We start from the raw sequence: 25600 nt of genomic DNA on the forward strand, positions 1-25600 counted from the left end.
CAACGATGACCGGAAACGCCCGCAAAAAAGCCAGTGATTTTGATCCGCGTATCCTCGAGATATTTGATGGATATGTGCACGGCACGATGTCCAAGCGTGAGTTCATTTCAAAAGCTGGTAAATACACGGCTGCCGGAATGACAGGCGCAATGATTCTGGACCAGTTGCAACCCAATTACGCCTGGGCGCAACAGGTGGCCCCGGACGATCCCGCGATCCAAACCATGGTGGTCGCATATGACAGCCCGGATGGGCATAGCGAAACCAGCGGCCTGATGGCGATGCCGGCAAATGCCGAAGGAAAATTGCCAGCGGTACTGGTCGTGCACGAGAACCGGGGTCTAAACCCCTATATCGAGGACGTCGTGCGCCGCGCGGCCAAGGCCGGTTTTCTGGCTTTTGGACCTGATGGGTTGTCGCCCCTTGGCGGCTATCCCGGTACTGATGAAGAAGGGCGAGAAATGCAGCGCTCGATGGACCGGGAAAAGCTGATGGCGGATTTCTTCGCCGCCTTTGAATTCCTTCGTGATCATGAACTTTCGACAGGCAAGGTTGGCGCTGTCGGCTTCTGCTATGGCGGAGGTGTTTGCAACGCGTTGGCCGTAGCCTATCCGGACCTTGCGGCCTCGGCGCCATTCTACGGTCGGCAACCACCAGCCGAAGATGTTCCGTCCATCGAAGCACCTCTTATGATCCACTATGCCGGATTGGATGAGCGTATCAACGCTGGATGGCCTGCATATTCAGAGGCGCTGAAAGCCAATCAAAAGAAATTCAGCGTGCACTTCTATCCGGACGTCAATCACGGTTTTCACAACGATACGACGCCCAGGTATGACGAAGCCGCAGCAAATCTGGCATGGAGCCGGACCATCGCTTTTTTCAATGCCTACCTGACATGAGCTGAACCCCGGGAACCGTCGAACCGGTGCCCGGGGTTACTGTCATTATTCTTCCTCGTCGCCCTGATCGGCGATCCACGCGACGCTGACGACTTCTTCGCCCTTGCCGGTATTGAATACCTTCACGCCACCTGCGGAACGTGAGCGGAACGAGATACCATCGACCGGCACCCGGATAGATTGGCCTTTCGATGTGGCCAGCATGATCTGATCGTCGATCTCGACCGGGAAGGATGCAACCAAGTCCCCGCCGCGCATGGCCTTGTCCATCGCCGCCACACCCATGCCGCCACGTCCGCGCACAGGGTAGTCGTGGCTTGAACTCAACTTGCCTGCACCACCAGCGGTGATAGTGAGGATAAGGTTTTCAGCAGCCGACATCTCGGCGTATTTCTCCTGACTGAAATCGCTGCTTGCTGCGGCTTCCTCGTCTTCACCAGCGTCTTCTTCGGTAAGCCCCGCAACCGCACGCCGCATCTTGAGATAGGCCACACGATCTTCGGGTGTCGCCTCGAAATGACGGATCACGGACATCGAAACGACGCGGTCACCGTTGGTCAGCCTGATCCCCCGGACACCTGTGGATTCGCGCGAGTTGAAGACACGCACGTCAGTTGTCCGGAAGCGGATCGCGCGGCCGGAATTGGTGACCAGCATCACGTCTTCGTCTTCCGAACAGATGCGCGCATTCACCAGTTCAATGCCGTCGGGCAGCTTCATGGCAATCTTGCCGTTACGCCGGACATTGGTGAAGTCCGACAACCGGTTACGACGCACGTCACCTGCGCTGGTGGCAAAGACGATCTGGAGGTTTTCCCATTCCTCGTCCGGTACATCCACGGGCATGATCGCGGCGATGGAAACGCCAGTTGGGATCGGAAGGATGTTGACGATGGCCTTACCTTTGCCGGTGCGCCCGGATTGGGGCAAGCGCCAGGTCTTGAGCTTGTAGACCATCCCGTCCGTCGTGAAGAACAGCAGCTGTGTATGGGTGTTCGCAACGAAGAGGTTGGTCACAACGTCCTCTTCCTTGGTCTGCATCCCCGACAGGCCCTTGCCACCGCGTTTCTGGGCGCGGAAATCTGCCAGCGGTGTGCGTTTGATGTACCCGCCCGAAGTGACGGTCACGACCATGTCTTCACGCTCGATCAGGTCTTCGTCTTCCATGTCACCGGACCAGTCGACGATCTCAGTGCGGCGGTCGACCGCGAACTGTTCACGCACGCTGCGCAGCTCATCAGCGATGATGCCCATGATCCGTTCGCGTGAGGACAGAATATCAAGGTATTCCTTGATCTTGGCCGCCAGTTCTTCCAGCTCGTCCGTAACCTCTTTGACGCCCAGTTGGGTCAGGCGTTGCAAGCGCAACTCCAGAATGGCACGGGCCTGAACCTCGGTCAGATTATAGGTGCCATCGTCATTCATCTTGGACAGAGGATCATCGATCAGGCGCAAATAGCCTTCGATGTCGGAGGCAGGCCAACGGCGGGTCATCAGTTTTTCGCGGGCCTCGGCGGCGTCTGCAGACGACCGGATCGTTGCGACCACTTCATCGACATTGGACACCGCCACAGCCAGACCACACAGGATGTGGCTGCGTTCACGCGCCTTGCGCAGGTCATAGGCCGTACGGCGGGCAACGACATCTTCACGGAAGTCGATGAACGAGGTCAGGAACCTGCGCAGGGTCAGCTGTTCAGGGCGGCCACCATTCAGCGCCAGCATATTGCAGCCAAAGGAGGTCTGCATCGGCGAAAAGCGGTAGAGCTGGTTCAGCACCACCTCGGGCGTCGCATCGCGCTTGAGCTCGACCACAACGCGTACGCCGTTGCGGTCGGATTCGTCCTGTACATGGGCCACGCCTTCGATCCGCTTCTCGCGAACCGCCTCAGCGATCTTTTCGATCATCGCGGCCTTGTTCACCTGATAGGGAATCTCGTCGACAACGATGGCATAGCGGTCCTTGCGGATTTCTTCCACTCGGGTCTTGGCGCGGATGATGACGCTGCCGCGGCCCTCCAGATAGGCCTTGCGCGCACCTGAGCGCCCAAGCATCACACCGCCGGTTGGAAAGTCGGGGCCGGGGACGTATTCGATCAACTGTTCTGATGTAAGGTCGGGATCGTCGATCAGCGCCAGAGTCGCATCGACTACTTCGCCAAGGTTGTGCGGTGGAATGTTTGTCGCCATCCCCACGGCGATACCTCCGGCACCATTGACCAGCATGTTCGGGAAACGGGCCGGCAGAACTGTCGGCTCCCGGTCCTTGCCGTCATAGTTGTCCTGAAAATCGACCGTTTCTTTTTCGATATCAGCCAACAGGGAAGCGGCGGGCTTGTCCATCCGCACTTCGGTATACCGCATAGCCGCCGGGTTGTCGCCGTCCATCGAGCCAAAGTTGCCCTGACCATCCAGCAGCGGCAGCGACATCGAGAAATCCTGCGCCATCCGCACCAGCGCGTCATAGATCGCACTGTCACCATGCGGGTGGTACTTACCCATCACGTCGCCCACCGGGCGTGCCGATTTGCGGTACGCCTTATCGTGGGTATTCCCCGTTTCGTGCATTGCATAAAGGATACGCCGGTGAACCGGTTTCAGCCCGTCGCGCAAATCAGGGATCGCGCGGCTGACGATGACCGACATGGCATAGTCCAGATAGGACGTGCGCATTTCGGATTCGATGGAAACCGTCGGGCCGTCATAGACTGGGCGCTCGGGCGGGGTTTCATCCATGTTTTCAGGAATTTCTGGCGTATCGCTCACGTAAACTGCCCGTGTCTTGTTCTGGGTCTATATCTTGTGGGTGTATCTTATCAGACCCGGCACATAAGGTGCAAGCAAGCAGCGCCTTTACGGGGAAATTCCCCGGTAATACTCAAGTAACATATTGTTATATAAGTATTAGAAGGTTTTCGTGGTATCTTGAACAGGCCTTGTATCAAACAGGAGGTCTGCATGAATCCAAGCGAAACCGAATTGATGCTCAAGGGGTACGGGCTGACGACGGCGGAGTTTTTCTATCATATGCCAGACTATATCCACGTCTTGAACACGTTCATCTGGCAGGATTACGACCTTGCGCCGGATCATCCGAAATTGTTCAAATTCATCGACTTCTGGCAGCGCGAAATCGAAGGCCCGCTGCATTCTGTCAAATTCACCCACCGCAAAATGATCGCACCGGGTGAGTGGCGCAACATGGTAGGCGAGTTTCGTGTGAATTGAGCGAGGGGCAGGCGCAGTTTCCGTTAGTGCATGCTCTTCAAACAATGAACCGAAGCGGTCGGCGCGTATCTGATGATGCGTCTGAAATGAAATCAGGAACTTCCTGACCCAATCAGCCAGAACAACTGGCGCCGCCCAACACGCAGAATTTGGCACAATGGGGGTGGTTCAGGTGAACGTCAGCCTCGGATTCGGCCAGAGAATGACCCATCTCGAATTCCGACTCGTAGGGCAGCAGGGTGCAGGCCAACACGGCAGGCCGGTCAGCGCCTTTCCGTTTCACCACCATGCGGGCGCTGGCGCACATCAATGCATCGGGTGACTTGTTCAGTATTCCCCAGCAAGCCGTTGTAATCTCGGGTACTTCGACAGTTTCGTCCATCTCGGGAAACAGGACGGTCTGTGCCGGGTTATGCGGGTCAATGTCAAAGCCGTGCTCTGTAAAGAATGCGGCATAACCCGCACGACTTTCCGTGTCAGACTCACCCCAAACAGTGCGCCCGGCAACAGCCATGTTAAAGCCGTGATCGCGCAGCCACTTCATACCCGTCAGGGTTTTTTCAAAGCTCCCCTTGCCGCGTTCAAGGTCGTGCAGTTCTGCGCGGTAATGATCGACGGAAACGCGCAGGGTCAGCTTGTCATTGAATTTCCGTTGCAATGCCAGCAGCCCGTCACGCATCTTGCGGCGCATCATCGGGGCCATCGCGTTGGTGAGGATCAGAACTTCGTATCCACGCTCCAGCGCAGCACGTGTCATGTCGATCATCTCGGGGTTCAGGAAAGGCTCGCCGCCTGTAAAACCGATTTCACGCACCGGCCAATTGCGGGCTTTGATTTGATCCAGGTAGTCACGAACCTCGTCCGCAGTGATATAAACCAGTGAGTCATTGGTCGGGCTGCTGGCAATATAACAGTTTACGCATTCAATATTGCACAGCGTGCCGGTGTTGAACCACAGGGTCTGAGGGTTGGTTAGGGAAACTTTTGCGCGGGTCTGGCCATCGGCTGTCACCCGCTTACGCTGAAACTTGCCGATATTCGCAAGCTGAGGGGCGTTGTCTTTCATTCCCACATCCGGTTCGTTGAAGTCATCAAACTGATCTAGCCCTTTGTCGCGGATTTGGTAAGTCTGGTGCAGAGGTTCTGACAGAGTTTTGATCAACAAGATTTATTGTGTTTTGGTTGCGCTAACATTGGACATGCCGGAAGGGTCAGGGTAAGGACAACTCATGGTTTCACGTGTCATCCCTGTTGATCCATTTGATCTGGTTATTTTCGGCGGCACCGGTGATCTGGCGCAGCGTAAGATCCTGCCTGCGCTTTACCGTCGGTATTGTGCAGGTCAGTGGCATGAGGATGCCCGGATTATTGCAGCCGCGCGCGCCGGTCATTCAGCGGATGAATTTCGAAAGATGGTTGCTGCGTCGCTGCAACGGCATGCTTCGGAACGGGCCCGGAATTCGCAAGCCCTGACCCGTTTCCTGCAACGGGTCGACTATGTATCGCTGGATGCCTTGACGACCGAAGGTTGGAATGTGCTGGGCGAAAAGCTGTCACCGAACCGGGTTCGCGCTTTCTATTTCTCGGTCGGTCCCAGCCTGTTCGGGCCATTGGCCGAGCGGGTTAGGGCGTATGATCTGGTGACAGAAGAAACCCGTATCGTGGTCGAAAAGCCGTTTGGACATGATTTGGCAAGCGCACGGGACTTGAATGCCACACTGGCCGCGCATTTTAACGAAAATCAAATCTACCGGATCGACCATTATCTGGGCAAGGAAACCGTCCAGAATTTGATGGCGGTCCGGTTTGGCAATATGCTGTTCGAACCGCTGTGGAACAGCCAGTATGTCGACCATATCCAGATAACGGTCGCGGAAACTGTCGGTATCGAAGGGCGCGAAGATTATTATGAGCGCGCGGGCGCGATGCGGGACATGGTGCAAAACCACCTGATGCAGCTGCTGTGCCTGATTGCGATGGAACCTCCGGCCAAATTTGATCCTGACGCAGTTCGGGATGAAAAGCTCAAGGTGATACGGGCGCTTGATCCGGTTGAACCGCACCACATCGTGCGGGGGCAGTTTGCGGCCGGATCGGACGGTCCGGGATACCGGGACTGCGTTGGCAACCCGCGATCAACCACCGAAAGCTATGTGGCGTTGAAGGCTCATATCAGCAATTGGCGTTGGGCAGGTACGCCGTTCTACCTGCGCACCGGCAAGCGTCTGGTGGCGCGCTCGTCGGTGATCAACGTGATGTTCAAGGACGCGCCACATTCGATATTTGGGGAAGAGGCGGGGCGCCATGCAAATACGTTGTCGATCCGGTTGCAGCCGAACGAGGGGATCACGCTGAAGGTGACGATCAAGGAACCGGGGCAGGGTGGGATGCGTCTGATCGACGTTCCCTTGGACATGAGCTTTGCCGAAGCCCTGGGCCCCGAAAATCAGGACCCGCCAGATGCGTATGAACGCCTGGTAATGGACGTGATCCGCGGAAATCAGACCCTGTTCATGCGCGGGGATGAGGTTGAGGCCGCGTGGGCCTGGACCGACCCAATAATCGCAGGATGGTTGGCGCGCGGGGATGTGCCCAAGCCTTATGACAGCGGCAGCACGGGGCCGGGCGACGCCGAACTGCTGATGAAACGTGACGGACGCCACTGGCAAGGGATAAAGCCATGAAAATTCAGGAATATGCTGATCGCGAAATGCTTGCCATCGACGTGGCTAACGTGCTGGCGGGCGACCTTGAGGCCGCATTGCTGCACCATGATACCGTTGCAATGGCTGTTCCGGGGGGAACAACTCCGGGCCCCGTTTTTGACAGCCTGTGTGCTGCCGATCTTGAGTGGGATCGCGTGCGTGTGTTGCCCACGGATGAACGCTGTGTGCCAGCGGACCATGAGCGCTCGAACGAGCGTTTGATCCGCGAAAGGTTGTTGACCAACCGGGCCTCTGTGGCGCAATATATTCCGCTTTATGTCCCTGGTTCAGAACCTGAAGCAGCGTTGCCCGAAATCGAGTCACTGATTGCGCCGGTATTGCCATTGTCGGTGTTGGTGCTGGGAATGGGCGAAGACATGCACACGGCCTCTCTGTTTCCGGGAATGGAAGGGCTGGACGAAGCTTTGCGCAGTGATGCCCCTACGTTGATCGTTGCCCGGACCGAAGTGCAGCCAGAGGCGCGAATTTCCCTGACCGCTCCGGTCCTGGACGGGGCGCTGTCGAAACATCTGATCATCTATGGTCAGGCAAAACGCGCCGTTCTTGAAAAAGCTATGTCGCTACCGCCGGAAGAGGCACCGATCGCCGCGGTTCTTGGTGGCATGACCGTACATTGGGCGGAGTAAAGCAATGCATCTGGATGCTTTGAAAACACTGGCTCAGACGACAAGTGACCGTCGTATCCTTGACCTGTTTGCAGCAGATGCAAACCGGGCCGAAGGATTTTCAGCCTCAACCGGGGATATGGTTTTCGACTATTCAAAGACACAGATTGATGATGAGGTGCGATCCGCGCTCATTCAATTGTGTGAAGAGGCTGGTCTGGCGTCTCGGCGTGATGCGATGTTTGCGGGTGAGAAGATCAACGAGACCGAAGGCCGCGCGGTGTTGCACACGGCCTTGCGCAACCTTGATGGCGGGCCGGTTGAGGTGGACGGTCAGGATGTCATGCCCGAGGTTCTGGACACGCTGCAAAGGATGCGCGTGTTCGCTGAAGAGGTGCGCGGCGGCGCCATCGCTGGGGCAGGGGGCAGCTTTACCGATGTGGTCAATATCGGCATCGGCGGTTCAGACCTGGGCCCTGTCATGGCCACGTTGGCGCTGGCACCTTATCACGATGGACCGCGGGTGCATTACGTCTCGAATGTGGATGGGGCGCATATTGCGGACACGTTGCAGCAGCTTGACCCGACGCGAACGCTGGTCATTGTCGCCTCAAAAACCTTTACCACAATCGAAACGATGACCAATGCGCGCACCGCCCGCGCGTGGATGTCAGAAGGCGGCGGCGATCCGTCGCGCCAATTCGCCGCCGTTTCCAGCGCTCTGGATAAGACGAAGGCCTTCGGTATTCCCGAGGCGCATGTATTTGGTTTCGCCGATTGGGTCGGTGGGCGTTATTCGGTTTGGGGGCCGGTTGGCTTGCCGGTCATGATTGCTGTTGGTTCAAACGCATTTGACGCGTTTTTACGCGGCGGGCAGGCGATGGACCTGCACTTCCGCTCGGCTGACTGGGATGAAAACATGCCTGTGATGCTGGCATTGGTTGGCATCTGGCATCGTCAGGTTCTGGGGCATACCAGTCGTGCGGTGCTGCCTTATGACCAGCGGTTATTGCGTCTGCCCGCTTATTTCCAGCAGTTGGAAATGGAGTCGAATGGCAAATCCGTGGCGATGGATGGGTCGTCCTTGACCATGCCTTCAGGACCTGTCGTCTGGGGTGAGCCGGGCACCAATGGACAACACGCGTTTTACCAGCTGATACATCAGGGCACGGATGTCATTCCCTGCGAATTCATGGTTGCGGCCGAGGGGCATGAACCAGAACTGACCCATCACCACCGTCTGCTTTTGGCCAATTGTCTGGCGCAGTCTGAGGCCCTGATGCGTGGCCGTTCGTTCGAAGAAGCGCGCCAACGCATGACGCAGCAGGGGTATCAGGGTGGTGAACTGGACCGGCAGGCCCGGCACCGGGTTTTCCCCGGCAATCGTCCCTCGACAACATTGATTTACCCCAAACTCACACCGTTTGTGTTGGGTCAGATTATTGCGCTTTATGAACACCGGGTGTTTGTCGAAGGCGTGTTGCTGGGCATCAACTCTTTCGACCAGTGGGGGGTTGAGCTGGGCAAGGAACTGGCCAATTCGCTTGGCCCCATCGTGGATGGCGAAGAAAGCGCCGAGGGCAAAGATGGGTCGACCGCAGCATTGGTCGCCTACGCGCTGAAACACCGGGATTAGGCGACGGGATGTATTCCGCTACCGGTGTGGGTTGCATTCTTTTATTGTCAGACAATTAAATGATTGGCAGGGTTCCTTATAGGAAACGGCTGGACTGACGTGACGGGGAACACCCCTGCCTGTCTGTGCCAGACGGAACAGGCAGGGGCCAGGCAAGGTCCCGCCCATGACGGGAGGATGTCCATGCTGGGACAGATGATGACACAGCCTTTGCTGATTTCGTCGCTGATTGATCACGCACAGCGCTACCACGGTCAGACCGAGATTTTCTCGGTCGAAACGGATGGATCAGTGACAGAAACCAATTGGTCCGAGATAGCCGTGAACGCCCGGCGTTTGGCGTCGGCCCTGACGCAGCTGGGTCTGGAGCCGCAGGACAGGGTCGGGACGCTGGCCTGGAACAATCGTCGGCATCTGGAGATCTATTATGCCACCTCGGGTGCGGGATATGTCTGTCACACGGTCAATCCGAGGCTTTTTCCTGAACAACTGACTTACATTATCAACCATGCTCAGGATCGGGTGTTGTTCTTTGATGCAACCTTCGTCCCGCTGGTTGCCGCCTTGCACGGTGCGCTGACGGATGTTCGCCATTTTGTTCTGATGGGCCCCCGCAATGATGACGCTGCAGCAAAGATACCCGACCTGAAATTTTATGATGAGCTGATCGAAACCGGTGACGCGGCCTTTGATTGGCCTGAACTGGATGAAAACACCGCGTCAGGGCTGTGTTACACGTCGGGTACAACCGGCCATCCCAAGGGGGTTCTTTATTCCCACAGATCGACGGTCCTGCACAGTTTCGCGTCGAATACGCGCGACGTGATCGGCTTTTCGGCGATGGATGTCGTGATGCCCGTCGTTCCTATGTTCCACGTTAATGCATGGGGCTCGCCTTATGCCTGCGCCATGTCCGGATCGCGACTGGTTTTACCCGGCCCGGATTTGCATGGCGAGGCGCTGGTCAATCTGATCGACACCTATGGCGTGACGCTGGCCATGGGGGTGCCAACAATCTGGCAGGGACTGTTGGCGCATGCAGCCAAATGCGGGACGAGTTTGAAAAGCCTCGAACGGACCGTGATTGGAGGTGCCGCTTGCCCACCTTCGATGATGGAGACTTTCCGGAATGAATATGACGTCGATACGGTACATGCGTGGGGAATGAGCGAGATGAGCCCGCTTGGTACAGCCAACTACCCTTTGGCCAAACATCTGGTGCTGCCGCTGGACGAACAACACCTTATCCGTCTGAGTCAGGGCCGGCCACCGTTTGGGGTTGAACTGAAAATCGTGGATGATGACGGCAAAGATCTGCCACATGACGGTGAAACGCAGGGCGATCTGATGGTGCGGGGGCATTGGGTACTGGACAGCTATTTCCTGATGCAGGATCAGGATCTGTTGCAAGACGGTTGGTTCGCCACAGGCGATGTCGCAACGCTGGACGCCGATGGTTACATGACCATTCGTGACCGATCCAAGGACATCATCAAGTCCGGAGGGGAGTGGATCAGCTCGGTCGAACTTGAAAACATCGCTGTTGCGCATCCGAAACTGGCAACTGCCGCCGTGGTCGGTGTTCCGCATCCGAAATGGGACGAACGCCCCTTGCTAGTTGCAGTAAGGGCCGATGGCGAGAATCCAAGCGAAAAGGAACTTCTGGCCTTTTTCGAAGGGAAAATTGCCAAATGGCAGATTCCGGACAAGGTTGTTTTTGTTGACGCGCTGCCGCTGAACGCAACCGGAAAGGTGCTGAAACGCAATCTGCGTGCGGATTTCAAGGATGCCCTTGGGGGATGAGACGCGATTTAGCGGGCTGAATTGGCTCCGGCGGTAGGGATCGAACCTACGACCAATTGATTAACAGTCAACTGCTCTACCGCTGAGCTACGCCGGAACTGAGGGGCGTGTATCAACAGGATAAGTGGAGGTCCAGATGCAAAAACGTATTTTTCGGCGGAAAGCACATGTTCTCTCATCTGATCCCGCGTTTTTTTCAAAACGATCCGTCCGATACAGCGCTTCACTAGACTTTGCCGATCCCGGACCAGTAACGCGGGTAACGCTGCCGTGCAAAATGCGGTTTTCGGTTCCTTGACCGTTTTAACTTGAAGCTCGTTTGTACGGGTTTACCAGCGTCTGGCTTCGATGTTAGTTTGCCTGAAAAAAACAGGTCACGACTTTCGCAACAGGCATATCAAGCTATGCGAACTGACCGAAAAAGGAACGAGCATGCGCAAAGCAGAGGGACACCCGTATCTGGAGATTCTAGACGGTATGCATCGTAAGATGCTGCCGGATTGGTACCTGGAAATAGGGACACAAACTGGTCGTAGCCTTGCGCTATCACATTCAAATTCTATCGCAATCGATCCGGAATTTCGTCTTAACCAAGATGTTTTGAAAGGAAAAAGTCAATTGTTGCTCATGCAGCAAACTAGTGACGATTTCTTCGCATCCGGTTTTCTTGAAAACGCAGAAATAAATCTCAATCTCGCGTTTCTGGATGGCATGCATCTCTACGAGTTTCTGTTGCGCGACTTCTTCAATACCGAGCGTTACATGGCACCGGGTGGTAGAATCGTAATGCATGATTGTATGCCGTGGAATTCAAACATGGCGAACCGAGACAGACGAACAGTTAAATCACGTGCGTGGACTGGCGATGTCTGGAAAATTGTCCCCATCTTAAGGAAATACCGACCTGACCTTAAAGTTACACTATACGATGCGGCCCCGACAGGTTTGGTCGTGGTGGAGAACCTTGATCCTAAGAACAGAGTTTTGCAGGAGAATTACGATGATATCCGTCGTGTTTTCGACGGGATATCCGACTGTGAAACGACGGTAAACAGCTTTGAGATTACATCAACATCCAAGTCTCCTTGGGTTCGGAGGTCGGAAAAGCTGAATTTTGCAATTAAACTGCCAGTGCCAAGGCCGCGTGTTCAGGAGCGGTGGGGTGATTTCCATTTCGGCGTTGCACTCATGTCGGCTTTTCAGCGTGCCGGGCATCGTGCCCGTGTCCAGACTAGAAAACATTGGAACATAGTCGAAACCCCCGACGAGATTGATATTGTCTTAAAGGGTGGCGCTAGCTATGTGCCTGTACCTGGTCGGAGAACAGTTTTTTGGCTTATGTCGAAACCGGGCTTAACCAAAGATGAGATAGCCGGAGGAGACCATTTCTTTGTCGCTGGCAAACCAGCACTGGACGATGTTGCATCCCTTGTTGGGGTGGAGAAAACGTCCCTTCTCCCGCAAGCTTTCGATCCTGAGAAAATGGCACCACCAAAGGCTTTGGCTGATCGTGGGTCCGCAGTTTTTGTAGGTATTGCACGAGACGGAACCCGACCGATGGTACGGTTCGCATTGGATACAAATAACGAAATCCGACTCTGGGGAAACGGCTGGGAAAATACCGACGCGCAAGAATATTTTATGGGTGAAAGAGTGCCGAACGAGGAACTGTCCGAAGTGTATCGTACCGCGTCTGCAGTCCTCAACGACCATACGCGTGCAATGCAATCCGCTGGTTTCCCCTCAAACCGGATTTTCGATGCTCTGGCTTGCGCCGCTCCTGTAATCACTGATGATGTAGGCTGGTTTCCGGAAGATATTGCACCTTACCTCTACGTCGTTCGCAACAAAGAAGAGTTTTCTGAAGCAATCGCGGCTGCACAGAATGAGAGCCTGGACCGTCGTATGGAGCGGATCGCTTTCGCGCATCAGATGCGTCAGAACCACTCGTTTGACGTCAGAGCTGCTGCAATTGTCGAACGGGTCACTGCGCTTTGAGGTCAGGAGTTTAACTTTGACTTTTTTAAGTTCGATTGAAACCATGTACGCGATCGTTCTCACTGCAGTAACGCCATGTATGGCGCAAACTAAAGTCTGACGGATGTTCTGTTTCGCAGAGTGATACTGTTCCGAGTGGGGCAGCAACAAACGACCGAGTTTTCAGGTTTGCGACAGGATCGAGTGAAACTTCAGCACTAAGGCGTGCGCGGCCAAGTGATCCCAAGTAACTTTGTCTTTCAGTTTTACCGTGTGAAAATTAAACAATAACAGAAAGTTGTCAGTTGCTTTGTGCGCTGTCATAAGAGGTTTGAGGGCGGGACCGGTACACTTTATTGACCGGTTGTGCGCATCTTAAGCGTATTCTGCGTTCTTAGGGGATGATTGGCTCCGGCGGTAGGGATCGAACCTACGACCAATTGATTAACAGTCAACTGCTCTACCGCTGAGCTACGCCGGAACTGAGGGGCGTATAGCAACCCGGAATCCCGGCGTCCAGAGGTTAAGCACGCGAACTTTGAAAATTTTTCGCGGCTTCATAGATCTTTGCGAAAAACCGCTGTGGCAGATAGTTCGCCGAGCGGTGACACCTGTTTTTTTCCCGTCAGATCAACGAGGTGGGCAAAAACATTCCGCTCCGCGGCTGACAGCAGTGTCGCGGGTGTGTCGGTGTAGATACGTTCGGCCAGGTGCCGCGCCGATCCGTCTGCTTCGTCGAGCGCGGACAGAATCTGGGCTTCGCGGTTTTGCCTGTGCCGGATCAGCCAATCCAATCGCGCGGCGGGGTCTGCAATCGGCGCACCGTGGCCCGCGTGAAAAACGGACCAGTCACGCGCGCGCAGGCGGTGGCAGGCTGTCATGAAATCGGTCAGGTCTCCGTCCGGTGGCGACACCAGCGAACTGGCCCATCCCATCACATGGTCGGCGGTGAAACAGGTATCCTGCCATGCCAGGGCAATGTGGTTTCCCAGATGCCCCGGAGTGTGAATAACCTCAAGCTGCCAGTCATCGCCAAAGATGACCTCACCATCCGCAACCTCGATATCCGGACGAAACGCGGTGTCGATGCCTTCGCCACCTCCGGCCAATCCACGCGCTGCAAGGGTCGCCATAACAGCGCTGCGACCGGATTCGGGACCACCAAACGCATAGATCGCAGCTCCCGTTCGCGCGGCAAGGGGTGCTGCCAAGGGTGAGTGATCCAGATGTGTGTGCGTGACGACTATGTGGCTGATTCTCTGGCCAGGTCGCAGTTCATTCAGGATCGCGTTCAAATGCTCTTCGCTTGCGGGCCCGGGGTCAATGACGGCAATGTCACGATCGCCCAGCAGATAGGTGTTGGTGCCGCGATAGGTCATCGGTGACGGGTTGGGGGCCAGAATGCGCCGAAGACCCGGTTGCAATTCTGTCGCAACACCAGCGGGTGGATTGAATTCGTCAGGTGCCTGCATTCTGTGCTCTTTCTCTTGTCCGGGCAGCCCGCTAGGTTTAGCGCATGTCCACGCATTGGCTCAAACCCTATATGCCACGCAGCCTTTATGCCCGAGCAGCGCTGATTCTGGTTCTTCCTGTGATCGCGTTGCTGCTGGTTGTAGGAGTTGCCTTTCTTCAAAAGCACCTGGAAGATGTCACTGACCAGATGACGCGCGCAGCCTCAAGGGAAGTGATGCTGATCACCTCCATGATGGACAGGGCCGAGACGCAGCACCAGGCCTTGGCCGAAGTGCGCCCGGATATTCTGGCGCTGGAAATGCAGGCCAGATTTCTGCCCCCCAACGAAACTCCCAAATTAGGTCGCTCACGGTGGTACGACTTCATAGCACCGCAGGTCGAGGCCGAGCTTCGCGCAAGGTTGCCGGAGCTGAGTGCTGTTGCGTTGCCAAGCAGCCGCGAAGCGCGTCTGTACCTGGATACGCATCTAGGGGTGCTGGAACTGACCTTCGACCGGCGCAGATTGTCGCCAGCGGCGCCGCATCAGTTGATCGTGACGATGCTGTTTTTCGCGATCATCATGACTTCGATTTCATTTTTGTACATGCGAAACCAGTTGCGCCCCATCACACGGCTGGCCGATGCGGCGCAGGCGTTTGGACGAGGGCGGAGCGTACCGTACTCGCCGGGCGGTGCCATCGAAGTACGCGCGGCGGGGAATGCGTTTCTGGATATGCGGTCACGGATCGAACGTCAGATCGAACAACGGACGCTGATGTTGTCCGGCGTCAGTCATGACCTGCGCACGCCTCTGACGCGCCTGAAACTTGGACTGGCAATGTTACCTGAGGATGAGGCACGACCTTTGCTACAGGACGTGGCGGAAATGCAGTCCTTGGTTGATGCATTCCTCGAATTCTCACGCGGGGCGTCCGAAGGATCGCCCGAGGAAATCAATCCGGCTGAGTTTGTTCGACAGATTGTAGATGACGCGACACGAGCCGGGCATCAAGCCGAACTGGTCGCTGTCGAGGGGCAGGGAACTGCAATGCTGCGCCCCATGGCTGTTCGTCGGGCCGTTGAAAACCTCATCGGCAATGCCGTGCGCTACGGCAGCCGGGCCGAGGTCAGCCTGTCACTGAACACCAAGTCATTGCGCATCCGTGTTGAAGATGATGGCCCTGGAATTCCCGCAGAGCAGCGCACAGAGGCGGTCAAACCCTTTACGCGGCTCGACCCAGCGCGCAACCAGAATCAGGGTAGTGGCGTGGGTTTGGGGTTGGCGATCGTGGCGGACGTTGCCCGCGCCCATGGTGGCACTCTGAGACTGGCCAAAAGTGAACGTCTGGGCGGTTTGTGCGCGGATATTATTATTGGCCGGTAAACTGACACCTTCACCGGTTCAAAGCCGCGCCAACATGACGATATTCTGAGCCGAGGGGCTGCATTTCTCGCGAAAAGGTTTCGGAGTTGTTCCGCAAGACCTGTCATCCCATGGCGATTAAATCGAAACTGGAAATCTGCGAACTGGACCAATGCCTTTGAATTCGAACCGCATATGGACTGGTTGCACAGGTCAGGATGAATGCTTATTTTCAAAAACGCAAACAAAACCAGTGGGATGTGCGGGGTGTTCAAGGCACGTGGCGGTGATTTGGTAGGCCCGGAGGGACTCGAACCCCCAACCAAAGCGTTATGAGCGCTCTGCTCTAACCAATTGAGCTACAGGCCCGCCTAGGCGCATTGCGTATCACGGTGAACAGCCGCGTCAAGCCTGACCGTTGCAACAAACGCCACAATCGAATAACCCGCCCGCAAAGCATTCAAAAGGAACTGGCCATGACAGCGGGCAAGAACGGAATCACCTATGCCGATGCAGGCGTGGATATTGACGCGGGCAATGCTCTGGTTGACCGGATCAAGCCCGCAGCAAAGCGAACCAACCGCCCCGGCGTGATGAGCGGTCTGGGCGGTTTCGGCGCACTGTTCGATCTGAAGGCTGCCGGGTATCAGGATCCCATTCTGGTTGGTGCCACGGACGGGGTTGGTACAAAACTGCGAATTGCGATCGATACCGGCGTCGTGGACGGGGTTGGCATCGATCTGGTGGCCATGTGTGTCAATGACCTGATCTGTCAGGGGGCCGAGCCCCTGTTTTTTCTCGACTATTTCGCGACAGGCAAGCTGGACACGGATACAGCCGCACGGATCATTGAAGGAATTGCCGAAGGGTGTGCGCAATCCGGCTGTGCTCTGATTGGTGGCGAAACTGCCGAGATGCCTGGCATGTACCCTGATGGCGATTTCGATCTGGCCGGCTTTTCGGTCGGGGCAATGGAACGCGGTGCCGATCTGCCTTCTGGAGTGCAGGCGGGGGACGTGCTGCTTGGTCTGGCCTCGAACGGAGTGCATTCCAACGGGTACTCACTGGTACGTAAACTCGTCGAACTGTCTGGGCTGGGCTGGGATGCACCGTGCCCCTTTGGTGAAGGTTCGCTGGGCGAGGCGCTGCTTACGCCAACGCGCCTTTATGTCAAACCGGCCCTGTCCGCGATCCGCGAAGGTGGAGTTCACGCACTGGCCCATATCACCGGTGGCGGTCTGACCGAGAACCTGCCGCGCGTATTGCCGGAAGGGTTGGGCGCCCAGATTGATCTGGACAGCTGGCAATTGCCGTCTGTTTTCAGCTGGATGGCGCAGATTGGCGGTATAGCGGAAGCTGAGATGCTCAAGACCTTCAACTGTGGCATCGGTCTGATCATGGTGTGTGATCCAGATAAGGCCGATCAGCTTTCGACCTTGCTGACCGAGGCTGGCGAGACCGTGTCGCGGATCGGTACGGTCACCGATACGCCCGGAGTTGCCTATTCGGGCAAACTGCTGTGAACCACAAGCGCGTCGCGATCCTGATCTCTGGGGGCGGGTCCAACATGGTGTCGCTTGTCGACAGCATGACCGGTGATCATCCGGCGCGGCCCTGTTTGGTCCTGTCCAACGATGCGCAGGCGGGGGGGCTGAAAAAAGCTGCGGACCGTGGCATTCCGACCGCAGTGGTCGATCACCGGCCATTCAAGGGCAATCGCGCAGCCTTTGAGGCTGAGTTGCTAAAGCCTTTGGAAGACGCGCGGCCGGATATTGTCTGTCTGGCCGGGTTCATGCGGGTGCTGACCGCGGATTTCGTAACGCGCTTTCAGGGGCGAATGTTGAACATCCACCCCTCATTGCTGCCCAAATACAAGGGGTTACATACCCACGCCCGCGCAATTGAAGCGGGTGATGCGGAACATGGCTGCTCGGTCCATGAGGTGACGGCGGCGCTGGATGATGGCCCAATTCTGGGTCAGGCACGGGTGGATATCGAACCAACGGATACCCCGGAAACTCTGGCTTCAAAAGTTTTGATCCGGGAACATGAACTTTATCCAGCGGTGCTGCGCCGCTTTGCCGAAGGCAACAGGTCACCCGTTCTCATGCAGTGAGGTTCCGAGGGTGATTTACACTCGCCTGAAAATCGTCCTATGGTCGTCGGTATCGCTTGGGGGCGAGGGAAATTACGGGCACTCACAAGAGCAAGAGCAAAACTAGTACGGCGCATGAAAACTCTGACGACGACGCAAGAACTGGCTGATTTCTGCAAGGCGGCCGCAAGCTATCCATATATCACAGTCGATACCGAGTTTCTGCGCGAGCGAACCTATTATTCGAAACTGTGCCTCGTGCAACTGGCGCTTCCCTCTGATGATGAAGACAGCGCGGTTCTGGTTGATCCGCTGGTGGATGGCCTGTCTCTCGAACCGCTGTATGAGCTTTTCCGAAACGAGAACGTGGTCAAGGTGTTCCACGCCGCGCGTCAGGATCTTGAGATTTTCTGGGTCGAGGCCGGTGTGTTCCCCAACCCGTTGTTCGACACACAGGTCGCCGCAATGGTCTGCGGGTTTGGCGAGCAGGTCGGCTATGAGACGCTGGTGCGGAAAATCTGCAAACAGGGCGTCGACAAGACGTCGCGGTTCACCGATTGGTCCCGTCGTCCTTTGACGGAGGCGCAGAAAACATATGCATTGGCGGATGTGACGCATCTTCGCAATATCTACGAATATCTTGCTGCGGAACTCAAAAAGACGATGCGCAGCCACTGGGTGGCTGAAGAGCTGCGGACGCTGACACAGCCTGCCACGTATGACATTCGCCCCGAAGAGGCGTGGAAGCGGGTCAAAACACGAACGAATTCGGCCAAGTTCCTGGCTGTTGTACGCGAGCTGGCGCAGTTCCGCGAAAGGTATGCGCAGGAAAATAACGTACCGCGCAACCGGGTCTTCAAGGATGACGCCTTGATCGAACTGGCGTCGACCAAGCCCAAGACAATCGCCGATCTCGGTGGATCGCGCCTTTTGTTGCGCGAGGCACGCAAAGGTCCGATTGCCGAAGGTATTCTTGCTGCGGTGACGAAGGGCACAAATTGTCCGCAGGAAAATCTGCCGAAGATCGACAATTCCCGTGACAACCTGAAGGTCAACCCGGCTTTGGCCGACTTGCTTCGGGTTCTGCTGAAATCCAAAACCGAAAGTTCGGGCGTTGCGGCCAAGCTGATCGCAACAAGTTCCGAGCTGGACCAGATTGCTGCTGGTGAACGAGAATTGCCCGCGATGTCAGGTTGGCGTTACGAAGTCTTTGGTGAAGACGCGCTGAAACTGTGCGAGGGGAAAATCGCGCTGGCGGCCAAAGGGCAGGCGGTCAAGGTCGTCTCGCTTTAACGGCGATTACCGCCGCCGCGATTCCAAGGTGTTCTGTTGCCCGACGACGCGGATCAGGCGAATGCCTTCAAGATCCTGAGTCGAGACATTTATTGCATCCGACACCATTCTTGTGCGTTCAGATCCTTGTGGGGTCTCTGAGTTGGGGTAATTCACGCGGAATACAAATTCCAGAATCCCCTTTTCTTTGTTTTCTTCTGAATTAACGGAAACCAAGCGTGCGTTATAGGCGCCCTGCCGAAGCGCGGTGCCGGAGGAATAAATGATCGCGCCTGACGGTATTGGCTCGATCCGCAGCTCATCGATTTTGGCGATTGGAACACTGGTGTCTTCGGCATCTGGGCGCGAAAACAGGCCGCTTCCCTCTCTTGTCTTGGGAACCAACGCATCGGCGGCATTTGGGTCCGGCGGTGTTTCAGACTTCACAGACTTGCTGGAGCCAAACCAGTTTGACGGATTCACCCGCGAGTCGCGCCAGCTGCCGCAGGCAGTCAGGGTCAGCATGGCGATGATAAGAACGGACAGAGACTTTTGCATGGACCCACTGCTTTTCACACGAATTCAGACAATGGGTTAGCGTATATTCTTCGCGTTGAAAAGCCACAGCTGGGGCTGGACAGCAGGTGGTCGTCGGCATAGGTCACATTGTGATTTCAACGAAAGGATCACTGCGCCATGGCCACGCCTGCCTTTGAAGACATTGTCGAGGATTTCGAGTTTCTCGAAGACTGGGAAGACCGGTATCGCCATGTCATCGAACAGGGCAAGGCGATGGAGCCTTTGGATGACGCGTTGAAAGTTCCGGCGACAAAGGTTCACGGCTGCGCCAGTCAGGTCTGGCTGCACCCGATGATCGAAGCAGGCGTGTTCAAGTTTGATGGTGACAGTGACGCGCTGATCGTTCGCGGGCTGATCGCCGTGCTTCGGTCCCTATACAACGGTCTGCCGGTGTCCGAGGTGCCGCAGGTCGATGCGGCAGCGGAACTGGCCCGATTGGGCTTGAACGACCATCTTTCAGCGCAGCGGTCCAATGGACTGCGGGCCATGATCGAACGCATCCGCCAGGTCGCGCAGGAAAACGCCTGAGGTCACTCGGGGCGGTTTGCCCAGTCTGACAAAGTGGTTTCCAGATCGCCGTAGCCGGTGAAACGCCGTTCGAACGCCAATCCCATGCGGTCCGCGCATTCCCGTGCGCGTTCGGTCAGTTTCGGATCGTCGATCTGGGCCTGATAAATTAGTTTGGTGTAATTGCCGAAATACATGTCCCGCAGTTCCGGGTGGCGATCCAGACCCAGTGGTTTCCAGACAAATGCGTCGAACTGGCGGGCCAGAAAGTCAGTCAGGTAGAAGGCAGTTGTTTCGTCCTCGCCGCGTTCCTGAAAGGCCTGATTGCCTTCGAAGAACGAATAGCAGTGAGGGCCTTTTACCATCTCGACACCCAGTTTTTCACAAGCGGATTGCAGCAGACCTCCGGTTCCGCAATCGGCGTAAACCACATAGATTTTTTCGAACCTGTCGCGGTGTTTGGCCACGCTGTCTTCAACTGCTTGGGTGATCCGTTCCGGATGAACATGCAGGATTGCAGGCAGGCAGGTCAGCGCCATGTGATCCCAGCCGTTGCGCGTTTTGATATCCAGAATTTCGCGCGCAAGCGCCCCACAGGCGATCAGCAGGATGCTTGCGTTTTCCACGCCGTCATAGCCTTTGGTCGTCAGGCTTGCATCATCTGGTAACGTATCGCTTGGCATGGATCGGCATCCTTATGGGCTCATGGCACAAGAGAATGAAAACAGCTTGCAGGCAAGCCTTCTTCCGACATCTCGTGTCAGGCTGCCGACGTTCGTGTTTCGAATGCCGATAACAGAGGCCGAGCGGGCGGGCCGTAGGCGACAGTACCTTGCTTTGATATCTCGGGGAACAAGGACAGGATCTCTTGTCGGGCTGACTGTTCAAGGGCGTTCCAGCTTTGGGCACCGGGATGAAAGCTCTCGCTCAGGCAGCCTTCCGACCAGAGCAGCTCATGCTGATCAAACAGAATGTGAATGTAGGTTACGACCCCGCCAGGCTTAAGGATGATGTCATGTCCGTTGATCAGGTGTTTGGCGGGGGCCAGTGCTTCGTTTTGGCCGGTATGCAGTTCCAGGCGCCAGCTCTGGATCAGCATTCTGTGTTGCTGCGACACCAGCAGATCGCGGGTGTTCCCAAGCGCGCCTGCCTTGAACAGGACCGGCGCGAACGCGCCAACCGCCTGAACCAGCCGCTGCCCAACCCAGCGCACCGTTTGAAACCCGTGATCAAGGGTTTCCACCCAGTCGCCGGGGCGCAGCGTTTCCACTGGTCGTTCCCCTTTGCGGGTTCTGATCAGCGTGCCGGAGGTAAAGCAGGGGACCAGATCCCAGTCTTCACGGCTGGACACCATGCCTGAATATCGATTGCCAGCAAGGCTGTTGAAGGTGATCGAATGTATAGGCCCCGCTTCCAGAGCGGCTTGATCTGCATTGGCCGAGAACTCAGGCACCAAATATGTGTTGCCATCCACATCCTGCGCGACAACGGCAGTAATGTTTGCACTTGTGCCGTCGAAATAAGTGACGGTGGCGTGGTACACTGATGTGCCATCAAAGGTTTGCGGCGCGCCGCCGTCGATCGAAAACCGATCATTGGCAGATATGTTGTTCATGTCATAGGCAGAGCCGGAGTTTCCAACCACGTTCCACGTCACGCTGTTATGCGCCAACGGCGCGTCCGCGTGACCGAAGGTTTGCCCAACCAGGGCAGAGGCGTTTTCGGCGACATTGTTGCCCTCGGCGATATCGATATCGGCAAGTTTGCCCAACGAAATGGCTGTGAAAGACTGCGGCACGGAACCCCCGAAACTTGGACGTTTCGGTTTTTAACCGCACTTTCGTTTACAAACGGATAAACGATACACCTCATGAAGGGGCGGAGCGCTGAAACGAAAAAGACCGCCCGAAATGGGCGGTCTTTTAAGAAAAACCTTAAAGGTCTTAGCCAGCCAGTTGGTTGTGCTTGCGGCCCACGAAATCCTTGGCGGTTTCCACTGCAACTGCAGCGTCACGGCAGTAGGCGTCTGCACCGATGGCTTTGCCGAACTCTTCGTTCAGCGGCGCGCCACCGACCAGAACAATGTAATTGTCGCGCACGCCCTGTTCGACCAGAGTGTCGATAACGACTTTCATGTAGGGCATCGTGGTGGTCAGCAGTGCGGACATGCCCAGAATGTCGGGCTGTTCCGTCTCCAGTGCTTCCAGGTAATTCTCGACCGGGTTGTTGATTCCCAGATCGACAACCTCGAATCCTGCACCTTCCATCATCATCGACACAAGGTTCTTGCCGATATCGTGGATGTCACCCTTCACGGTGCCGATGACCATCTTGCCAACACGCGGAGCACCGGTTTCGGCCAGCAGCGGCTTGAGGATCGACATGCCGCCTTTCATCGCGTTGGCTGCCAGCAGAACCTCGGGAACGAACAGAATGCCGTCGCGGAAGTCATGGCCCACAATGGTCATGCCGCCAACCAGAGCTTTGGTCAGGATGTCATACGGCGTCCATCCGCGTTCCAGCAGGATATTGGTGCCTTCTTCGATCTCTTCTTTCAATCCGTCATAGAGATCGTCGAACATCTGATCGACCAGTTCGTCATCATTCAGTTCGGACAGGACGATATCTTCTTCGTCGGACATGGGGTATTCCCTGTGCTGGGCGGGCCATCGGCCCGTGGTGGCATTTTTTCCGTTTTGGCCAAAACGTCGCATTCTGACTGTGACGATTGCGACGTTGGTCGTTTCGGGACCGACCTATATGCCAAAAATGGCACCGGCTCGATTGAAAAGTCTGCAATATTATCCTGTTTATTTTTCATCAATGCTTCCCGGTTTCTTCGCGGTGCTGGCTTGCACAGGATTCGTTTCAGGCTTATCGTGCGATAAGAACAAAAAGGGAACAAATGTGCCGTGAGCATCGGGCATATCATCAAATCAAGGGGGGTGACGTCCAATACGACCGGGCGGTTTGAACGGTTTGCAACGCAGGCTGTTGATGACGGGTGGGACATCGATGAAGACTTGCCGCCCTTGCGAACCGAGACGCGGGATGAGGTGGCGCGCAGTGCTATCACCTATAACCGTTCACCTGATTTGCCTTTTGATCGTTCGATCAACCCATATCGGGGCTGTGAGCATGGCTGTGTCTATTGTTTCGCCAGACCAAGCCATGCCTATCTGGGCTTGTCCGCAGGACTGGATTTCGAAACCCGCCTTATTGCGCGCCCCAACATGAGCATCGTTCTGCGCAAGGAACTGTCGGCAAAGTCCTACAAGGTCGCCACGCTCGCGATCGGGACAAACACTGACCCTTACCAGCCCATCGAAAAAAACCGCCTGATTACAAGGTCGTGCCTTGAGGTCTTGCAAGAATTCAACCACCCGGTCGCAATCGTGACCAAAGGAACATTGATCGAGCGTGATCTGGATATTCTGGCTGACATGGCCAGCCGGGGATTGGCGCGGGTTGGTATATCGCTCACCACGCTGGATGCAGGTCTGTCCCGGCGGATGGAGCCTCGCGCACCGTCTCCGGCGCGTCGGTTGCAGACGATCAGAGCGTTGACCGATGCGGGCGTTCCGGTTCGCGTGATGACCTCGCCTATTGTGCCTGGGCTGACAGATCATGAGTTGGAGAGCCTGTTGGACGCTGGAAAAGAGGCGGGCGCAGATGCGGCAAGCTGGATCATGTTGCGATTGCCCCGCGAAGTCTCTCATCTTTGGCAGGACTGGCTGGCAGAGCACGAACCCGCCCGTGCAGAAAAGGTCATGTCCAAGCTGCGTGAAATGCATGGCGGGCGCGACTATGATCCGCGCTGGGGGCACAGGATGCGGGGTGAGGGGGAATACGCCGAGCTCATCGCCCTGAGGTTTGCTAAAACCTGCAAAAGACTGGGGCTTTCGATCAAATCCGCTCCGTTAAGATGCGGCCTGTTTGCAGTTCCGCCGCAACCCGGGGATCAAATGAGCTTGTTCTGAAACCAAATGCCGAACCGTCCGCTGCTTCAGTAACGAAAGCAAAAGACCCCGGATTAACCGGGGCCTTCTGGATTGATTGCGAACCCTAATGGCTCAGCGGTTTTCGATGTCCACGTAGTCGCGCAGTGTCTCACCCAGATACAGCTGACGCGGACGGCCGATTTTGTTCTGTGGATCTTCAATCATCTCTTTCCACTGGCTAACCCAGCCAACGGTCCGTGAAAGTGCGAAGATTGGTGTGAACATTGAGGTCGGGAAACCCATCGCCTCGAGGATGATACCCGAATAGAAGTCAACGTTCGGGAACAGCTTTTTGTCGGCGAAATACGGGTCTTCCAGCGCTTCGCGTTCCAGCTCTTTAGCGACCTGCAGTTTCGGGTTGTCTTCAATGCCCAGAAGATCCAGAACCTCGTCGGCCGACTGCTTCATCACCTTAGCCCGTGGGTCAAAGTTTTTGTACACGCGGTGGCCAAAGCCCATCAGGCGGAACGGGTCGTTCTTGTCTTTGGCGCGGGCGATGAATTCGGGAATGCGATCAACGGTACCGATCTCTTCTAACATCTCCAGACATGCTTGGTTGGCGCCACCATGGGACGGTCCCCACAAGCAAGCAATGCCGGCGGCGATGCATGCAAACGGATTTGCGCCCGATGACGATGCCAAACGCACGGTAGACGTTGACGCATTTTGCTCGTGGTCCGCGTGAAGCGTGAAGATACGGTCCATCGCGCGGCTGAGGATCGGGTTGACCTCATATTCTTCGGCGGGAACGCTGAAACACATGCGCAGGAAGTTCGACGCATAGTCCAAGTCATTGCGCGGATACACGAAGGGCTGCCCTGTGTGGTATTTGAAAGCCCATGCTGCGATTGTCGGCATTTTGGCGATCAGGCGATGCGAGGCGACCTCGCGCTGGTGCGGGTCCGCGATATCGGTCGAATCGTGATAGAAGGCCGACATCGCGCCGACAACACCGACCATGATGGCCATCGGGTGCGCGTCGCGGCGGAAACCACGGTAGAAATACTGCATCTGCTCATGCAGCATGGTGTGGCGGGTGATTGTGGTTTCGAATTTCTCCAGATCTTTTGCGACCGGCAGCTCTCCGTAGAGCAGAAGGTAGCAGACCTCAAGAAAGTGCGATTTTTCGGCCAGTTGGTCGATTGGATAGCCGCGGTGCAGCAACTCGCCTTTTTCACCATCGATAAAGGTTATGGTGCTGTCGCAGCTTGCTGTCGAAGTGAAACCGGGGTCATAGGTGAATACACCTGCCTGACCGTAAAGCTTTCGAATATCAATGACATCCGGACCGGCGGTCGGGGAATGAACCGGCAACTCATACTCTTTGCCGTGAACGGTCAGAGTGGCTGTTTTGTTGCTGTCAGTCATGGGTATCCCTTCTTCATTCATGCGCACGCCAAAGGAACCTCGGGCAGTGCGGGCAACGACTGCGCGCTTTCGCGCAGTCCGGGTGT

The 25600-nt window shown here is 56.1% G+C and carries 21 protein-coding genes and 3 tRNA genes; 13 read left to right on the top strand and 11 right to left on the bottom strand.

The genetic code is table 11. The annotated features are described in order from the left end of the window. The first annotated feature begins 5 nt into the window (after positions 1 to 5). Positions 6 to 902: a YghX family hydrolase gene (gene yghX, locus AC2FPW_RS02225; RefSeq protein ID WP_496812427.1), complete on the top strand. Its 897-nt coding sequence runs from the start codon at positions 6 to 8 to the stop codon at positions 900 to 902. Between the two features lie 45 nt (positions 903 to 947). On the opposite strand, the gene gyrA is transcribed toward yghX, so the two are convergent. Next, positions 948 to 3668: a DNA gyrase subunit A gene (gene gyrA / locus AC2FPW_RS02230; RefSeq protein ID WP_480485510.1), complete on the bottom strand. Its 2721-nt coding sequence runs from the start codon at positions 3666 to 3668 to the stop codon at positions 948 to 950. Positions 3669 to 3860: 192 nt separating this feature from the next. Here gyrA and AC2FPW_RS02235 point away from each other — a divergent pair, with 192 nt between their 5' ends. Then, positions 3861 to 4130 carry an usg protein gene (locus tag AC2FPW_RS02235; protein WP_267366492.1) on the top strand — a complete coding sequence of 90 codons (270 nt, stop codon included), beginning with the start codon at positions 3861 to 3863 and terminating at the stop codon, positions 4128 to 4130. 112 nt (positions 4131 to 4242) lie between these two features. Here the strand turns inward: AC2FPW_RS02235 and AC2FPW_RS02240 are convergent, their stop codons facing one another. Next, positions 4243 to 5196: a radical SAM protein gene (locus AC2FPW_RS02240; RefSeq protein WP_496812428.1), complete on the bottom strand. Its 954-nt coding sequence runs from the start codon at positions 5194 to 5196 to the stop codon at positions 4243 to 4245. A gap of 163 nt (positions 5197 to 5359) precedes the next feature. Between AC2FPW_RS02240 and zwf the strand changes: the two genes are divergently transcribed. From zwf to AC2FPW_RS02260, 4 genes are all read left to right on the top strand, one after another. Further along, positions 5360 to 6814, top strand: a complete 1455-nt coding sequence (gene zwf, locus AC2FPW_RS02245) for a glucose-6-phosphate dehydrogenase (protein ID WP_496812429.1) — start codon at positions 5360 to 5362, stop codon at positions 6812 to 6814. Further along, positions 6811 to 7482, top strand: a complete 672-nt coding sequence (gene pgl / locus AC2FPW_RS02250) for a 6-phosphogluconolactonase (protein WP_267365520.1) — start codon at positions 6811 to 6813, stop codon at positions 7480 to 7482. The genes zwf and pgl overlap by 4 nt, the downstream gene beginning before the upstream one ends. A 4-nt stretch (positions 7483 to 7486) precedes the next feature. Further along, on the top strand, positions 7487 to 9097 hold the full coding sequence (gene pgi / locus AC2FPW_RS02255) for a glucose-6-phosphate isomerase (protein WP_496812430.1): 1611 nt from the start codon (positions 7487 to 7489) through the stop codon (positions 9095 to 9097). A gap of 183 nt (positions 9098 to 9280) precedes the next feature. Then, positions 9281 to 10900: a long-chain-fatty-acid--CoA ligase gene (locus AC2FPW_RS02260; protein ID WP_496812431.1), complete on the top strand. Its 1620-nt coding sequence runs from the start codon at positions 9281 to 9283 to the stop codon at positions 10898 to 10900. 22 nt (positions 10901 to 10922) lie between these two features. Here AC2FPW_RS02260 and AC2FPW_RS02265 read toward each other — a convergent pair. After that, positions 10923 to 10997, bottom strand: a tRNA-Asn gene (locus AC2FPW_RS02265). 335 nt (positions 10998 to 11332) lie between these two features. Between AC2FPW_RS02265 and AC2FPW_RS02270 the strand changes: the two genes are divergently transcribed. Next, positions 11333 to 12898 carry a glycosyltransferase family protein gene (locus AC2FPW_RS02270; protein ID WP_496812432.1) on the top strand — a complete coding sequence of 522 codons (1566 nt, stop codon included), beginning with the start codon at positions 11333 to 11335 and terminating at the stop codon, positions 12896 to 12898. Positions 12899 to 13283: 385 nt separating this feature from the next. Here the strand turns inward: AC2FPW_RS02270 and AC2FPW_RS02275 are convergent. After that, a tRNA-Asn gene (locus AC2FPW_RS02275) sits at positions 13284 to 13358 on the bottom strand. Positions 13359 to 13434: 76 nt separating this feature from the next. After that, positions 13435 to 14349: an MBL fold metallo-hydrolase gene (locus AC2FPW_RS02280; protein WP_496812433.1), complete on the bottom strand. Its 915-nt coding sequence runs from the start codon at positions 14347 to 14349 to the stop codon at positions 13435 to 13437. A gap of 44 nt (positions 14350 to 14393) precedes the next feature. Between AC2FPW_RS02280 and AC2FPW_RS02285 the strand changes: the two genes are divergently transcribed. After that, positions 14394 to 15713, top strand: a complete 1320-nt coding sequence (locus AC2FPW_RS02285; RefSeq protein ID WP_496812434.1) for an ATP-binding protein — start codon at positions 14394 to 14396, stop codon at positions 15711 to 15713. A 271-nt stretch (positions 15714 to 15984) separates the two neighbouring features. Here the strand turns inward: AC2FPW_RS02285 and AC2FPW_RS02290 are convergent. Then, positions 15985 to 16061 (bottom strand) — tRNA-Ile (locus AC2FPW_RS02290). A 107-nt stretch (positions 16062 to 16168) separates the two neighbouring features. Here AC2FPW_RS02290 and purM point away from each other — a divergent pair. The 3 genes from purM (at position 16169) to rnd (ending at position 19080) form a co-directional block, all read left to right on the top strand. Next, positions 16169 to 17215, top strand: coding sequence for a phosphoribosylformylglycinamidine cyclo-ligase (purM, locus tag AC2FPW_RS02295; RefSeq protein ID WP_496812435.1), 1047 nt, complete (start codon positions 16169 to 16171; stop codon positions 17213 to 17215). Beyond that, complete coding sequence (purN, locus tag AC2FPW_RS02300; protein WP_496812436.1) at positions 17212 to 17808, top strand: phosphoribosylglycinamide formyltransferase; 597 nt, start codon at positions 17212 to 17214, stop codon at positions 17806 to 17808. The genes purM and purN overlap by 4 nt, the downstream gene beginning before the upstream one ends. Positions 17809 to 17922: 114 nt before the next feature. Beyond that, positions 17923 to 19080, top strand: a complete 1158-nt coding sequence (gene rnd, locus AC2FPW_RS02305) for a ribonuclease D (protein ID WP_496812437.1) — start codon at positions 17923 to 17925, stop codon at positions 19078 to 19080. 6 nt (positions 19081 to 19086) lie between these two features. Here rnd and AC2FPW_RS02310 read toward each other — a convergent pair whose 3' ends face one another. Continuing rightward, entirely contained in the window at positions 19087 to 19617 is a 531-nt protein-coding gene (locus AC2FPW_RS02310; RefSeq protein WP_480919614.1) for a hypothetical protein, read from the bottom strand. 138 nt (positions 19618 to 19755) lie between these two features. Here AC2FPW_RS02310 and AC2FPW_RS02315 point away from each other — a divergent pair, with 138 nt between their 5' ends. Then, positions 19756 to 20166: a SufE family protein gene (locus AC2FPW_RS02315; protein ID WP_267367543.1), complete on the top strand. Its 411-nt coding sequence runs from the start codon at positions 19756 to 19758 to the stop codon at positions 20164 to 20166. Between the two features lie 2 nt (positions 20167 to 20168). On the opposite strand, the gene AC2FPW_RS02320 is transcribed toward AC2FPW_RS02315, so the two are convergent. The 3 genes from AC2FPW_RS02320 to AC2FPW_RS02330 form a co-directional block, all read right to left on the bottom strand. After that, positions 20169 to 20828 (bottom strand): DUF1638 domain-containing protein, encoded by a 660-nt coding sequence (locus AC2FPW_RS02320; RefSeq protein WP_480480760.1) that lies wholly within the window; start codon positions 20826 to 20828, stop codon positions 20169 to 20171. A gap of 77 nt (positions 20829 to 20905) precedes the next feature. Then, positions 20906 to 21943 carry a Hint domain-containing protein gene (locus AC2FPW_RS02325; protein WP_496812439.1) on the bottom strand — a complete coding sequence of 346 codons (1038 nt, stop codon included), beginning with the start codon at positions 21941 to 21943 and terminating at the stop codon, positions 20906 to 20908. 145 nt (positions 21944 to 22088) lie between these two features. Further along, positions 22089 to 22787, bottom strand: coding sequence for a corrinoid protein (locus AC2FPW_RS02330; protein ID WP_496812440.1), 699 nt, complete (start codon positions 22785 to 22787; stop codon positions 22089 to 22091). A gap of 270 nt (positions 22788 to 23057) precedes the next feature. On the opposite strand from AC2FPW_RS02330, the gene AC2FPW_RS02335 reads away from it, so the two are divergent. Next, the gene (locus AC2FPW_RS02335; protein WP_496812441.1) at positions 23058 to 24125 is read left to right on the top strand and encodes a PA0069 family radical SAM protein; all 1068 of its coding nucleotides are present in this window, start codon (positions 23058 to 23060) and stop codon (positions 24123 to 24125) included. A 93-nt stretch (positions 24126 to 24218) separates the two neighbouring features. Here the strand turns inward: AC2FPW_RS02335 and gltA are convergent, their stop codons facing one another. Continuing rightward, on the bottom strand, positions 24219 to 25514 hold the full coding sequence (gene gltA / locus AC2FPW_RS02340) for a citrate synthase (RefSeq protein ID WP_480485519.1): 1296 nt from the start codon (positions 25512 to 25514) through the stop codon (positions 24219 to 24221). Between the last annotated feature and the right edge of the window lie 86 nt (positions 25515 to 25600).

It is taken from the genome of Ruegeria sp. SATB027, assembly GCF_059613825.1.